The sequence below is a fragment of the Fusobacterium sp. genome, from assembly GCF_029258315.1.
Lineage (GTDB): Bacteria > Fusobacteriota > Fusobacteriia > Fusobacteriales > Fusobacteriaceae > Fusobacterium_B.
The window spans coordinates 1-14,368 of sequence record NZ_JARHZE010000036.1; the positions used below are offsets into that span (position 1 = coordinate 1).

Annotated in this window: 12 protein-coding genes, 1 rRNA gene and 1 pseudogene; 10 read left to right on the forward strand and 4 right to left on the reverse strand. The window is 25.5% G+C overall.

Translation table 11 applies throughout. From position 1 onward, the window contains the following. The 6 genes and pseudogenes from rrf to Q1J48_RS02545 form a co-directional block, all read left to right on the forward strand. A 5S ribosomal RNA gene (rrf, locus tag Q1J48_RS02520) occupies positions 1 to 103 on the forward strand; the annotation flags it as partial. A 714-nt stretch (positions 104 to 817) separates the two neighbouring features. Next, positions 818 to 2,011, forward strand: a complete 1,194-nt coding sequence (locus tag Q1J48_RS02525) for a nucleotidyltransferase (RefSeq protein WP_300360955.1) — start codon at positions 818 to 820, stop codon at positions 2,009 to 2,011. A gap of 11 nt (positions 2,012 to 2,022) precedes the next feature. Beyond that, positions 2,023 to 3,315 (forward strand): annotated as a pseudogene (locus Q1J48_RS02530) (MFS transporter). 11 nt (positions 3,316 to 3,326) lie between these two features. Beyond that, a complete protein-coding gene (locus tag Q1J48_RS02535; RefSeq protein ID WP_300360957.1) occupies positions 3,327 to 4,616 on the forward strand; it encodes a ComEC/Rec2 family competence protein in 1,290 nt (429 codons plus the stop codon). Next, positions 4,613 to 5,359 carry a site-2 protease family protein gene (locus Q1J48_RS02540; RefSeq protein WP_300360960.1) on the forward strand — a complete coding sequence of 249 codons (747 nt, stop codon included), beginning with the start codon at positions 4,613 to 4,615 and terminating at the stop codon, positions 5,357 to 5,359. The genes Q1J48_RS02535 and Q1J48_RS02540 overlap by 4 nt, the downstream gene beginning before the upstream one ends. 17 nt (positions 5,360 to 5,376) lie before the next feature. Continuing rightward, positions 5,377 to 5,955 (forward strand): IMPACT family protein, encoded by a 579-nt coding sequence (locus Q1J48_RS02545; protein ID WP_498040965.1) that lies wholly within the window; start codon positions 5,377 to 5,379, stop codon positions 5,953 to 5,955. A gap of 159 nt (positions 5,956 to 6,114) precedes the next feature. On the opposite strand, the gene Q1J48_RS02550 is transcribed toward Q1J48_RS02545, so the two are convergent. From Q1J48_RS02550 to Q1J48_RS02565, 4 genes are all read right to left on the reverse strand, one after another. Then, positions 6,115 to 7,035 (reverse strand): hypothetical protein, encoded by a 921-nt coding sequence (locus tag Q1J48_RS02550; RefSeq protein ID WP_300329924.1) that lies wholly within the window; start codon positions 7,033 to 7,035, stop codon positions 6,115 to 6,117. 70 nt (positions 7,036 to 7,105) lie between these two features. Continuing rightward, entirely contained in the window at positions 7,106 to 7,975 is an 870-nt protein-coding gene (locus tag Q1J48_RS02555) for a MerR family transcriptional regulator (protein ID WP_300360962.1), read from the reverse strand. Between the two features lie 188 nt (positions 7,976 to 8,163). Continuing rightward, positions 8,164 to 8,829, reverse strand: coding sequence for a YwaF family protein (locus Q1J48_RS02560; protein WP_300360964.1), 666 nt, complete (start codon positions 8,827 to 8,829; stop codon positions 8,164 to 8,166). A 12-nt stretch (positions 8,830 to 8,841) separates the two neighbouring features. Continuing rightward, a complete protein-coding gene (locus Q1J48_RS02565; protein WP_300360966.1) occupies positions 8,842 to 9,645 on the reverse strand; it encodes a ribonuclease H1 domain-containing protein in 804 nt (267 codons plus the stop codon). 175 nt (positions 9,646 to 9,820) lie between these two features. On the opposite strand from Q1J48_RS02565, the gene rpmE reads away from it, so the two are divergent. The 4 genes from rpmE (at position 9,821) to Q1J48_RS02585 (ending at position 14,338) form a co-directional block, all read left to right on the forward strand. Next, positions 9,821 to 10,030: a 50S ribosomal protein L31 gene (rpmE, locus tag Q1J48_RS02570; protein ID WP_177161378.1), complete on the forward strand. Its 210-nt coding sequence runs from the start codon at positions 9,821 to 9,823 to the stop codon at positions 10,028 to 10,030. 75 nt (positions 10,031 to 10,105) lie between these two features. Continuing rightward, the gene (gene upp, locus Q1J48_RS02575) at positions 10,106 to 10,732 is read left to right on the forward strand and encodes a uracil phosphoribosyltransferase (RefSeq protein ID WP_300329937.1); all 627 of its coding nucleotides are present in this window, start codon (positions 10,106 to 10,108) and stop codon (positions 10,730 to 10,732) included. A 115-nt stretch (positions 10,733 to 10,847) separates the two neighbouring features. Then, a complete protein-coding gene (locus tag Q1J48_RS02580; RefSeq protein ID WP_300329941.1) occupies positions 10,848 to 12,647 on the forward strand; it encodes an oxaloacetate decarboxylase subunit alpha in 1,800 nt (599 codons plus the stop codon). 77 nt (positions 12,648 to 12,724) lie between these two features. Further along, positions 12,725 to 14,338: an FAD-dependent oxidoreductase gene (locus tag Q1J48_RS02585; RefSeq protein ID WP_300360968.1), complete on the forward strand. Its 1,614-nt coding sequence runs from the start codon at positions 12,725 to 12,727 to the stop codon at positions 14,336 to 14,338. Positions 14,339 to 14,368 lie beyond the last annotated feature (30 nt).

The following is a 14,368-nucleotide window of genomic DNA, read 5'->3' on the forward strand; positions in this document are numbered from 1 at the left end:
CTATGAGGGTACACCTAGTAACATACCGAACCTAGAAGTTAAGCTCATAAACGCTGAAAGTACTTGGGGGGCAGCCCTCTGGGAGGATAGGAACTTGCCAACTTTTTAATTTTTTGTAAAAAAGTTATGCGCAAAGAAAAAAGATTTAGAGTAAAAAATATATTATTAAAACATTTATTTTTAAAAGAAATCGAAAAATAAAGATAAAATAAAAAAGTAGTAGAATATTGTAGAACAGTTTTATAAAATTTAATAAAATAATAGAAGGGGATTAAGAAGTAATTACTTATTAAAGTAGCGATTTTTATAATCTCTTTTTTATTACTAGAAATTATAATTTAACTTTTTATAAAAAATTAAAGATTTTATAAAATGAAAAAAATAGAGATATTATTAGTATAATAAGGATATTTTATATAGAGTCAGTATAAATACTAAAACATATTATTTTTTAATATTAAAGTTGAAATAATAAAAAGGTTTTATTTGAAAAGTAAAAAAGTATTTAAAACCTTGACTTAATAAGATATACATTTTTTATAGTTTTTATAATAAATCTAATATTTTTATCTATATTTTTGAATAAATTTTAAAATATTACTTAGATTTTTCTATAAAGTAAAAAATAAAATTTTAAAAATATAAAAGGCTAATTAAAATTATAATTTGTCAAAATAAAAAAAACAAGAGATATTTAAAGTATAAATAATAGAGTTATAGTAAAGATTTTTATAATTATTGAATAGTAATTTTTTTATTTTGATATATTTTTATGATATAATTTAGTGAAGAAAAATTTTTGGAGTAGATAAAAGATATGGAAAAAGAAATAAAAAAAAGTGTGGGAATTGTAGTAGAATATAATCCATTTCATAATGGGCATAGATATCATTTAAAAAAAGCAAAAACTGTTGGAGATATAGTTATTGGAGTTATAAGTGGAGATTATGTTCAAAGAGGAGAGCCTAGTATAATAAATAGATGGAAAAGAGCAAGAATGGCTTTAAAAGAAGGGGTAGATATAGTGTGTGAATTACCTTGCTTTTATTCTTCTCAAAGTGCAGAACTATTTGCAAGAGGTTCTATTGGAATATTAAGTTTTTTAGGAGTGGAAAGTATTTTGTTTGGTTCAGAAAGTGATAGACTTGAAGAATTAAAAAAAATAGTGGATATGACTAAGGAAAAAAAATTTCAAGAAGAAATAAAAAAACAAATGGAAATGGGAGTTTCATATCCAAATGCTTTTAATAATACTTTAAAAGAATTTTTCGATGACTTAGAGATAAATTCAAATGATATTTTAGGGATAGAATATTTAAAGGCTATTGAATATTATGGAGATAATATTGAAGCCTTGACTCTTAAAAGAGAAGGGGGAGGATATTATTCAGAAATAGGAGAAGATAAAATAATAAGTGCTACTGGAATAAGAAAGGCTATCTTTAAAGGGGAAGAAGTAAAAGAATATATTCCAAAACTTTCTTATGAAATACTAAAGGAAGAGATAGAAAAAGATAAAATAACTAATATTTCAAAATTTTATCCTTTAATAAGATATGCTATATTAGAAAAGAAAGAAACTCTTATAAATATTCAAGATGTAGAGACAGGATTTGAAAAAAGATTATATGAGATGGCAATGAAATATGATAATTATTCAGAATTTTTTACTAACCTTTTAACTAAGAGGTATACAATAGGTAGAACTCAAAGGATTTTAATTCATATTTTATTGAATATAACAAAAGAGGATACGAAATATCTGAAAGAAAATATTCCATATGTAAGAATAATGGGATTTTCTCAAAAGGGAAAAGAGTATTTAAAACAATATTTAAAAGAAAATAAAGAAAAATTAGGAGATATTGAAATTTTAACTTCTTTTAAAAATATTCAAAAAAAACTGAATGAAAAACAATTAAAATTTTTAGAATTAAATGAAAGAGCAAGTATAATTTATAAAATAATTAATAATTATGAAGAAAATAAAATTCCAATAATAGTGGAATAAAGGAAGGAAAAATGAAACTAACAAAAAGTACACAGATTTTTTATGGGCTAGGGGTAAGTTATGCTATTGTAGATCAGATTTTTGCTCAATGGATTTTATATTTTTATTTGCCACCAGAAAGTTCTGGACTAAAACCAATAATGGCTCCAGCTTTAATTTCAATAGCTCTAGCTATTTCAAGAATAGTGGATATGATAACAGATCCAGCAATAGGTTATCTTTCGGATAAAGTAAATACTAGATGGGGAAGAAGAATACCTTTTATAGCTTTTGGAAGCATTCCATTGGCACTAACAACCATAGCTTTTTTCTATCCCCCTACAAGTAATAATACTGTATCATTTATTTATTTGGCTATAATAGGTTCTTTATTTTTTACTTTTTATACAATAGTAGGAGCACCATACAATGCTCTTATTCCAGAGATAGGAAAAAGTATGGAAGAAAGATTGGATCTATCAACTTGGCAGTCAGTTTTTAGATTACTTTATACAGCTATTGCTATGATACTTCCGGGAAAATTAATAGAGGTACTGGGAAGAGGAGATTCAACTTTAGGAATAAGAAATATGGTAATAAGTTTGAGTATATTATCAGCTATTGGTGGATATATAACTGTTTTTGGAGTGAAAGAGGGGGATTATTCAAAAGGTGAAACTTCAAAAATAAGTTTTAAATAAAAGATAGAAATAATTTTTAAATATAAAAATTTTATCTATTATCTATTTGGATTATTATTTTTCTTTGTTGGATTTAATACTTTAAGAGCATCAATGAATTATTATGTAGAAGATATTATGGGGTATGGAAAGGCTCAGATGACAATAGCAGCAGTTTATTTATTTGGGACTTCTGCAGTTTGTTTTTATCCTACTAATAAGATAGCTAAGAAAATTGGGTATAGAAAATTAATGTTGTGTTCTTTAATTTTATTAACAATATTTACAACAATGTTATTTTTACTAGGAAAAATAATTCCAATATCATTTGGATTTAAATTATTTGGTTTGATAGGAATCCCAGTATCAGGAGCAGCATTTATTTTACCTCCAGCAATGTTAAGTGAAATAAGTAATAAAATATGTGAAAATACTGGAAATAAAATAGAGGGGATTTGTTTTGGAATACAGGGATTTTTCTTAAAATTAGCTTTTATGTTATCGATACTAGTTTTACCATTTATTTTAGTTTGGAATAATAATATCAGTAATTCTGTAACAAAAGATGGTATATATATGACTGCATTATTTGCAATAGGGGCATTTATTCTTTCTTTCTTTTTTTATTATAAGTATCAAGAGTAGAGGAGAAAAAGATGGAGAAAATTTATATAGTAGGATTTATTTTAGGAATTTTAGAATTAATTTTATATTTATTTTCTCCGGTTTTCTTTTTAATTTTTAGTATTTTTTTATTGCTATATTTATTTTATATTTTAAAATTAAAAAAATTTGAGATATATGTAGTATCTTTAATATTTATCTTTAGAGCTTTTATAGGGATAAATTTCTATGATTATAAAGCAGGAGATATAGTAAAAATAAAATCTGATTTTATAGAATGCAAGGGTAAAATTGAAAAGATAGACAATAAAAAATTACTTTTTAATAAAAATATTTACTTAGAAAAAATACCAAATGGAAAATTTGAAATATTGGGCGAAATAAAAGAGATAAATAAAAGATACATTGTTTTAAATGAAATTGAAAGAAAAGAAATTTCTCAAAATTTTTCTGAAATATTTTTTGAGAAAAGAATAAGAGTATTGAGAAAGTATCTTTCAAATGGTTGTGTTAATTTAATAGAAACTATGATTCTTGGAGAGAAAAGAGTATTGTACAAGGAGATACAAGAAAGTTTTATTAGGTGTGGGATAGCTCATCTTTTAGCGATATCGGGATTTCATATTGGGATTATATGTGGAATAATTTTATTTATTTTAGACAAGATTGGTTTAAGAAAAGAGATAAAGAATATAATGGGGATTTTAATTCTATCTTTGTATGTATATTCTATAAAGATAAGTCCCTCTGTGATACGTTCCTATATTATGATAGTTGTTTTTTTAATAGGAAATATAATATATGAAAAAAATGATATAAAAAAAGCTTTTATGGTAGCGTTTATCTTAAATCTATTAATATATCCTAACTCCTTAGGAAGTATATCTTTTATAATGTCTTATCTTTCGGTCTTTATAATTTTATGGATATATCCAAAATTAAAAATAGATAAAAAAATAAAAAATTCATCAACTTATAATTTTTTAATTTTTTTATTTATTATTCAGATAGGGCTAATGCCAATAACTCTTTATTTTTTTAAAACAATAAATATTTTATCCTTTTTTACCAATATAATTTTAATGCCATTTGGAAGTTTTTTCATTGTAATGGGATTTTTTTCTTTGTTATTGCCAGAATTTTTATTAAAACTATTTTCTTTTATCATTCAAGGGAGCTATGATATTTTTGAAATATTATTATTGAAATTTGAAAAGATACCATATTTAACAATAGAGATAAAAAGAGAAATAGATTTTAGTATAATAATTTTTATGATTATTATTGTTTTATTATTGTTATTTAAAAAGGAGAAAAATTGATTTCTGAAATAAAAAGATTTATAAATCAGATAAGGATTGAAAATGGAGGATTTCCAATAGGAGTAAAAATAGTTTTTGTAATTTTTATTTTAATGTTTATTAGAAAAATTATTTTTTTTAGAGGAGATTTATTTGAGATAATTATAAGTATAATTATTTTAGTTTTATCTTTACTTTTTCATGAGCTAGGACACGGGTATATGGCTAAATTATTAGGTGATAAGACAGCAGAGAGATATGGAAGATTGTCTTTAAATCCATTAAAACATTTAGATCCTTTAGGAACAATACTTCCAATTATACTGATAATAATGGGAAGTCCTATGTTTATTGGTTGGGCAAAGCCTGTTCCTATAAATTATAGTAATTTGAAAAATGGAAGAAGAGGGGAGATATTGGTTGCTATTTCAGGAGTTTTTATAAACTTTATAATAGCTCTTATATCTACAATGTTTTTTTATTCACATATATCAGATGGATATTTTAAAGAAATTTTATTAAAAGTCATAATAATAAATTTAACCCTATGTGCTTTTAATCTGATACCAATACCGCCATTGGACGGATCAAGAATAATAGCTAGTTTTTTAGATAATTATCAAAAAAGACAGGTATTTTTATTTGATAGATATGGATTTTTATTAATTATGGCTCTTAGTTATTTGGGAGTTTTAGATAGAATTATGAAAATTTTAATAGGGTGGGAGATTTTTTTAATAGAAAGTATAATTAGATTAATTTAATAATGGAAAGGAAATTTATGAAAACAATAGGAAGAGAGTGTATAATAGAGTTTGAAGAAAAAAAATCTAAATTTATTGGTTATGCTAAACCAGTTGATTCAAAGATAGAGGCAGAAAAATTTATTCAAATGATAAAAGAAAAACATTATGATGCAACTCACAATTGTAGTGCATACAAACTTACTGAGAATGGGCAGGAGTATTTTAAAGTTGATGATAATGGGGAGCCAAAAGGAACAGCAGGAAAACCAATGGGTGATATTATAACTTATATGGAGGTTGAAAACCTTGTTGTTGTGGCTACAAGATATTTTGGTGGAATAAAACTGGGGGCAGGGGGACTTGTAAGAGCCTATGCAAAAACTGCAAAACTTGCAATACAAGAAGCTGGAATAATAGATTATATTCCTAAAAAAGTTTATCTTTTGGAGTTTTCATATGAAAAAGTTTCTGAGGTTGAGCAGATAATATATAAAAATGGCGATGAGATTCAAGAAAAAGGTTATAATGATAGAGTTCTTTATAAGGTTACTTTATCAGATAGTTCTTATAATGAATTAAAAGATAAAAAAGATATAATGATAGTTAATATATAAAAAATATTTTATTAATTTATAATTTTTTTATTATGCTAAATAAAAAGAGAATATTTCGAATTAAAATTAATAAAGACTGAAAGAGATTTTAAATTTCTTTCAGTCTGAAAATCAAAATAATTGGGAGTTAATTAATGTATAAAATCACTTATATTTTAACTAAAATTTATAATTCCATCCAATAAAGAATTCTCCATAATAATCATCATTATGGGCAGGATTATTATCTCCTTTTCTATCATAATCTCTTATTTCATATTGATAGTAACCATTTATATTTAAATTTTCAGTGATATCATATCCTGCTGACAAGATAAAAATATGATTATTTTTAATTTCATCATATCCTTCTGTTCTGTATTTCATATCATACTCTGTATCTGTGTCAAATTGCCATCTATATTCAAAACCAATATTTAATTTATCTCCTTTATAAATTGGTGATGAAAGTCTTAATTGTTGTCTATAATCATGTTTAAAACCTGCTTTATCTATAGATGTTTTATCGTCTATGGTATTAACTGACCAAGTGTCTGCTTCAAAATAATATCCTAAAGTAACTGGTCCAATTGTTAGCGTAACTGGCATTGTTTCAAGATAATAAGCATCTTCAGAGTCAATTGCTCCATTGTTTGATTGATAAGCGCCATCAATCCAACCAGAGAATAGACCATATTGATATTTAGTTCTTAAATAATATCTGTCAAAATCTTCTTCATTTCTAAATCTAAAACCTAAGGAGAAGTTTTCAAAATTTCTCCAAGCATCTAAATCAATTCTATGATTTTTACTATGAACTCCATCATCTGTATCCATTGACCAAGTTTTTCTAGCCATAAAATCAAATGTCCAGTTATCGCCATAAGCTAAACCAACATAGTTTGCAAAATGGACATTTTCTCCAATATCTTCAGCACCAGAAGTATTATCTATTTCTAAATATTGACCTATATTTGTAACTTTTAATATAGGATTTTTTTCAAAAATTTTACTTTCTTCTACAGTAGGAATATTTTCTTTTGCAAGAGAAATTGAAGATGCTAATGATAATGTACTTAATAAAAATATTATTTTTTTCATAATAAAATCCTCCCTCAAAATATTTAAATAAAAATCATTTTTATTTATAGTAAGATTTTAAACTATTGACTTACTCAGAGGTCAAGTGTTTTATGGGAAATTTTAAAATTTTAACTACAGATTCATTTTTATCTTCTGCAAAAAGTGAAACATCTTCTATAAAAAGATCTCCTGCGATTTCATAGTTTTTTATTTTTATTTTTTTTAAAAAATCATTTATAATTAAATTTTTAGGATAATCTTTTTTTAAATATAAAAAAGCATACTCTCCCTCTGGAAAGAAATATTTATTTGGATAATTTTCAATATCAGCTTTTATGATAAATATATCACATTGATAGTTTTTTATTAAAATATTTTTTTTAGATATTCCTTTTCCAAAAAATTGCTTTTTTAACCAATTAAAATCTTTTTTATATCTTTTTAATTCTTTTTCTACAAATCTTTTTTGAGTTTCAAAATTTTTCTCCACATCTTCAACATCTATAAAGATTCCCCTTTCTTCTTTGCAAGTTTTTATACAAAAAAAATTTTCAGGCTCTTTTTCCAGATGAATATCTTCATTTTTAAATAAATCATTAAGATATTCTAAATATTTTTTATTACTTTCAAGAACTTTCATATCTTTTTCTATTTCTTCCATCTTATTTTTATTTTCGTTTATCTTATTTTTCATTATTTCAAGAATTGCAACATAATTTTTTTCACTTATATATTTCTCTATAATTTTTATTGTTTTAAGAGAAAAACCTAGTTTTCTTAATTTTAATATAAATTTAAAATTTTTTATTTTCTCTTCATTATAAAATCTATAGTTATTTTCATTTCTAATAGCTTTTATAACACCTTCTCTATCATAATGAAGAATAGTATTTTTATTTATACCCAATACTTCAGCCACTTCACTAACCGTTAGCAAATTTTCATTTTTTTTATTCATTTTAAAAATTAGTTCTCCCTTCTATTTTAATTAGAAAATCTCTATTTTTTATAAATATAAAGGACTCTTAGACAGGTGGATGGCTGTTAAGAGTCCCTTAAAAAATTACTATATTAAAATTAGCACTTTTAATATAATAAGATTATAAGGGTGTGAGTAACTCAGAAGTCAACATATTTTTATAAATTTTATTTTTGTTTTTTATTAAAAAGAAGATAAACTAAATATCCAAGACCTATAAAAATAAATTCTACTACGAGTATATAAAAAGGCCAAGGGCCAAAATAATCAAGAGGGGACGCTGTTATAGGTTTGTGGTTTACAAACATATAGTTAGTACCAAAATGATTATTAAAAATATAAGCAAGGACTGCTAAAATATTTAAAGTTATAAAAGTATTAAAAAGTCCTTTTTTATTTGGTCTAAATCCTAAATAAATATACTGGTAAGCAATCATAAAAATAATAAAGAAATGTTCCAAAAAGAAAGATATTCCAAATGGATTAGGGAAGACTGCAACTGCTTCTGGGAAAAGAATAGCAGCAATAGCTCCTAAAGACATATAAAAAACTAATTGGAATGCTTTGATATTTGGAAAAATTAAAAATATAACTGCCAATATAAAAGAAATATTACAAATATGTATTGGACAAAGAGCATATAAAGGTTCTTTGTTTATGAAATATCTACCTACATATGTTATTATTTTAATAAAAGCCATAATAAGAGCTAAAGTGATTTCAAAATTTCTTTTTGGAAAAAATTTTTTAGAATAAAGAATACCACTAAAAAAAGCAATGAAAAATAAAATATAAAGTATATGATTTAATGAAAATAAAGTAATATATTGCATAAATTTCCCCCTCTATTTATGAAATCCAAGATCAGCTGGATTATAGTCTCCAGAGATATGAGATATTGTTCCACCAAGTTTTTCAAATAATTCTCTTTTCTTAGAAACTATTTTAGCAAGTTCGATAGTCTCAGGGTCAATATCAGATTTAATATGTCCTTTAGACCAGTAATTAATAATAAGAGAACTATCTCCAAAAATTTCAAGAATATTATTTTTTAAGGCTATATCAAGAGCCATATCCAAAGCTTTAAGCTCTCCAAAATTATTTGTTTTAGAACTTCCTAAAGAAAGATTTCCGAATTCATTTATATTTTCATTTGGAAAATATTTAGGTAAAATAGAAATTCCATCTTTATAGCTTACCTTAGATTCAACCCCTATTCCTCTACCAGTACCAGCATCAAAATAGATACCATCTGGAAGATTGTTTTGAATAGATTTTTTAGTTATATATTGAGCTCCGGAACTGCACCACTCATAAGCCTCTTCGTAAGTTTTAAAAGATTTATAACGGCATTTAAATTGTTCTATTTTATTTTTACATTTTTCCCAATTATCAAAGACAGAAAAAGTTTCACTATCAATAAAAAAACAGCCATAAAATTTTTGTTTTAAATTTGTTTTGTGTGTCAAATTAGATGAATTATTAGGATTTAAAATAGAGTCTAGCCATAATTTTGCTTCATTATAATTGAAAAAAGATTTATATTGGGATTTTCTTCCTAAAACTTTTTTTGAACATTCACCCCAACTTTCTAAGATACCAGATTCATTTGTTTCTGGAATATAATAACCATAAAATTTTTTACTCATTTACTTCCTTTCCTATGAAAATTTTAATTTTTAAATATTCTAACATTTATTTAAATAAAAAAAAAGTAAAAAATAATAAACTTGTCAGTTTCAAAAAAATACTTGCAAAAAACTCTAAAATATGATAAAATCTCTTGTGAATTTATAAGTTTATTATCGAAAGAAGGTGAAAGGAATGAAAAAGGATTTACATCCAGAATACAAAGTTGTTACAGTTGAGTGTACTTGTGGAGAGAAATTTGAAACAAGATCAACTTATGCAAAAGGTGACCTTAAAGTAGCTGTATGTTCAAAATGCCACCCATTCTATACAGGAAAGGCTAAGTTCTTAGATACAGCTGGAAGAGTTGACAAATTCAACAAAAAATATAATCTTAACAAATAAGGCAGGAAGAGGCAGGACTTATAGTCCTGCTTTTTTTATAAGTACAAAAATTTTAAAATTTCAGGAGGAATATCAATGGCAATAACAGAATTAAAACACCCACTAATAGAACACAAATTAACTTACTTAAGAGATAAAAATACTGATACAAAAACTTTTAGAGAAAATTTAAATGAAATTGCAAAATTAATGATATATGAAACAACAAAAGATTTAGAATTAGAGGAAATAGAGGTTGAAACTCCAATTCAAAAAACAAAAGGATATGTATTAAAAGATAAAGCTATCGCAGTAGTACCAATATTAAGAGCTGGATTAGGAATGGTTGATGGAATATTATCATTAATACCAACAGCAAAAGTTGGACACATTGGAGTTTATAGAGATGAAGAAACTATGCAACCTGTATATTACTATTGTAAACTTCCAACAGATATAGCAGATAGAAAAGTAATATTAGTTGACCCAATGTTAGCAACAGGTGGATCAGCAATTTATGCTATTGATTATTTAAAAAATGCAGGAGTAAAAAATATAACATTTATGTGTCTAATATCAGCTCCAGAAGGATTAAAAAAAGTTCAAGACGCACATCCAGATATAGATATTTATACTGCTAAAATAGATGAAAAATTAAATGAAAAATGTTATATTATTCCTGGTCTTGGAGATTGTGGAGATAGAATTTTTGGTACAAAATAGTTGGGAAAAGTATAATTTGAGCGATTTATTTTATTGAAAAAAGTTGAAAAAAAACATTTAAAGTGTTAGAATATACCTAAAATAGAAAAATAATATTATGCAGGAGAGTGGCCCAATGACAAAATTAAAGATAACTGAAACTTCTCTTAGAGATGGTTCGCAATCACTAATAGCAACAAGACTTACAACAGATGAAATTATGCCTATAATTGAAAAAATGGACCAAGCTGGATTTTATTCAATGGAAGTTTGGGGAGGAGCAACTTTTGACTCATGTATAAGATTTTTAAATGAAGATCCATGGGAAAGATTAAGACTTATTAGATCAAAGGTAAAAAATACAAAATTACAGATGCTAATAAGAGGTCAAAACTTATTAGGATATAAGCACTATGCTGATGATGTAGTAGAAGAGTTTGTAAAAAAATCTATTGAAAATGGAATAGATATAATAAGAGCTTTTGATGCATTAAATGATTTTAGAAACTTGGAAACAACAATAAAATCAGTAAAAAAATATGGTGGTCACTGTCAAGGATGTATAGCTTATACAATAAGTGAAGTTCATACAATAGAATATTATGTAGAAAAAGTAAAAGAATTAGAGAAAATGGGAGTAGATTCAATCTGTATCAAAGATATGGCTGGAATACTTTTACCAGATACAGGATATGAATTAATAAAATCTATTAAGAAAAATACAAATTTACCAATAGAATTACATACACACTGTACAACAGGAATAGCTCAAATTTTATATGCTAATGCAATAGAGGCGGGAGTAGATATAATAGATACAGCTATATCTCCATTTTCTGGTGGAACTTCTCAACCAGCAACAGAAGTATTTGCAGAGATTTTAAAAGAAACAGAAAGAGATCCTAAACTAAATATGCAAGTTTTAGGTGAAATTGCTGATTATATGAAAAAAATAATAGAAAAATACAGAAAAAATGGAATCTTAAATCCTAAAGTTATGGAAACAGAACCAAGAGCTTTAGTATATCAAGTACCTGGAGGAATGTTATCTAATTTAATGTCTCAACTTTCTGGACAAAATGCTATGGATAAATATGAAGATGTTTTAAGAGAGATACCAAAGGTAAGAAAAGATTTAGGATATCCACCTTTAGTAACTCCATTATCTCAAATGGTAGGAACTCAAGCAGTATTTAATGTATTATTGAATCAGAGATATAAAGTAGTTCCAAAGGAGATAAAAGATTATGTAAAAGGATTATATGGAAAATCTCCAGCACCAATTGATAAAGAAGTTCAAAAAATTATAATTGGTGATGAAACTCCAATTACTTGTAGACCAGCAGATAAAATAGCTCCTGAATTAGAAAAATATAAAGCTGAGATAGGAAGTTTAGCAAAATCAATGGAAGATGTTTTAAGTTATGCATTATTCCCTGAAAATGCTAGAAAATTCTTAGAAAATAGAGGAAAACCAGTTCAAAAAGAAGTTGAAGAGGTTAAGAAAGAGAAAGTTGCAACTCAATCAAAAGAGACAATTGTATCAGAACCTGCAATAAGAGCTTATAAAATAAATATAAATGGAAAAGCATATGATGTAGAAATAGAAAGTTTAACAAAAGGTGCTACACCAGTAGAAAAACCACAAACAGTTTCTAAACCAGTTGCACAACCAACTCCAGTAGCTCCAAAAGAAGAGGTTAAACCAGCTCCAGCAAAAGCATCAGGAGAGATAGTTGAAGCTCCTATGCCAGGAACAATAGTTGATATAAAAGTTAAGGTTGGAGACTCTGTAAAAGAGGGAGATTTAGTAGCAATAATAGAAGCTATGAAGATGGAAACAGAACTTTATTCAACAAAAACTGGTGTTGTTACAGCAATAAATGCAACAAAAGGTGCTCAAGTAAATACTGGAGATACAATAATAACTCTATAAAATAGAACTAATATTATATTATAAAAAATTCTTTCAGTATTACTGAAAGAATTTTTTTTTAATAAAAAGGAGAGAAGATGGCAAAAATATATGATGCAATTATAATAGGTGGAGGTCCAGCAGGATTAACTTCTGGAATATATGGTGGAAGAGCTAAGCTAAATATTTTAATAATAGAAAAAGATGAAATAGGTGGTCAGATAAGTTTGACAGAAGAAGTAGCAAATTATCCTGGAATATTTAAGATATCAGGAAGTCAGCTTATAAAAAATATGAGGGAACAAGCTAAAAACTTTGGAGTTGACTTTATAAAAGAGAAAGTAATAAAAGTAGATCTTTTAAATAAAATAAAAAAAATCACCACTGAACAAGGAGAATATGAGGGATATAATATAATAATAGCTTCAGGATTAATTCATAAAGAACTTAATTTTACAGGGGAGAGAGAGTATAGAGGAAAAGGGATAAGTTATTGCTCTATATGTGATGGAGAATTTTTTGCAGATAAGGATATTTTTGTAGTGGGTGCAGGTTATGCAGCTTGTGAAGAGGCTATTTTTCTTACAAGATATGGAAAAAAAGTCCATTTAATAGCGAGAGAACCGGAATTTACTTGTGCTAAAACAATAGGGGATAAAGTTTTTGCTAATAATAAAATAGAAGTTTTATTTAATAGTGAAGTAGTAGAAGTTAGTGGGGACAAATTAGCTAGAAAAATTAAAATAAAAAATAATATCAGTGGAGAAATAAAAGAATATTTATCTATAAACAATGAGAATATTGGGGTTTTTATTTTTGTAGGACAAAAACCAAAAACAGAGATATACAAGGATCAAATAAAATTAGATGAAGCTGGATATATATTAACAGATGAATTGATGAAAACTAATATAGAAAAAGTTTTTGCTGTTGGAGATATTAGAAAAAAATCTTTAAAACAAGTGGTAACTGCAGTAGCAGATGGAGCTATTGCAATAAATCAAGTGGAAGAAAATTCTGAAGAAAATCAAATAATAGAAACTTCTCAAGTTGAAGAGATTAAAATTATAGAAGAAGATAAAAAATTAAATTTATTTTCAGAGGATATGATAAAAAATATAAAAGAAAATTTAGAAAAACTTTCAGAGAAAGCAGAAATAATTTTAGTTAAAAGTAGTATAGAGGAAGAAAATAAAAATATTCTTGAATTTATTAATGAGTTTAAACAGATAACAGATAAGGTTCAGTTTAATATTTTAGAATCTGATAATGAAGTTATAGATAAAAAATTATTAGAAAGATTACCAGCGTTTTTCTTAAAAAAAGATAATAATATAAAAATAAAATATTCGATAGTTCCTTTAGGACAAGAACTAGAATCTTTTATAGATGCTATTAGAGAGATCTATGGAGAAAAAATAGAGGTAAGAGAGAATCTTTTAAATAGAATAAAAAAAATAGATAAAAAAATAAATGTAAAGATAGGTGTTTCTTTAAAATGTACTAGATGTTCTCAAACAGTAAAAGTAAATCAAATAATAGTGAATAACAATGAAAATATAAGTTTAGAGATTATAGATGTGGTTACTCATAAAAATTTTAAAACAAAATATGACATTGTGGGAGTACCTGCGATGGTAATAGATGATAAAAATTTATATTTTGGACAGATGTCTTTAGAAGAAATGATAGAAATTATAGAAAAACAATAAGAAAATTATGATATAATAAAATGTGTAGAA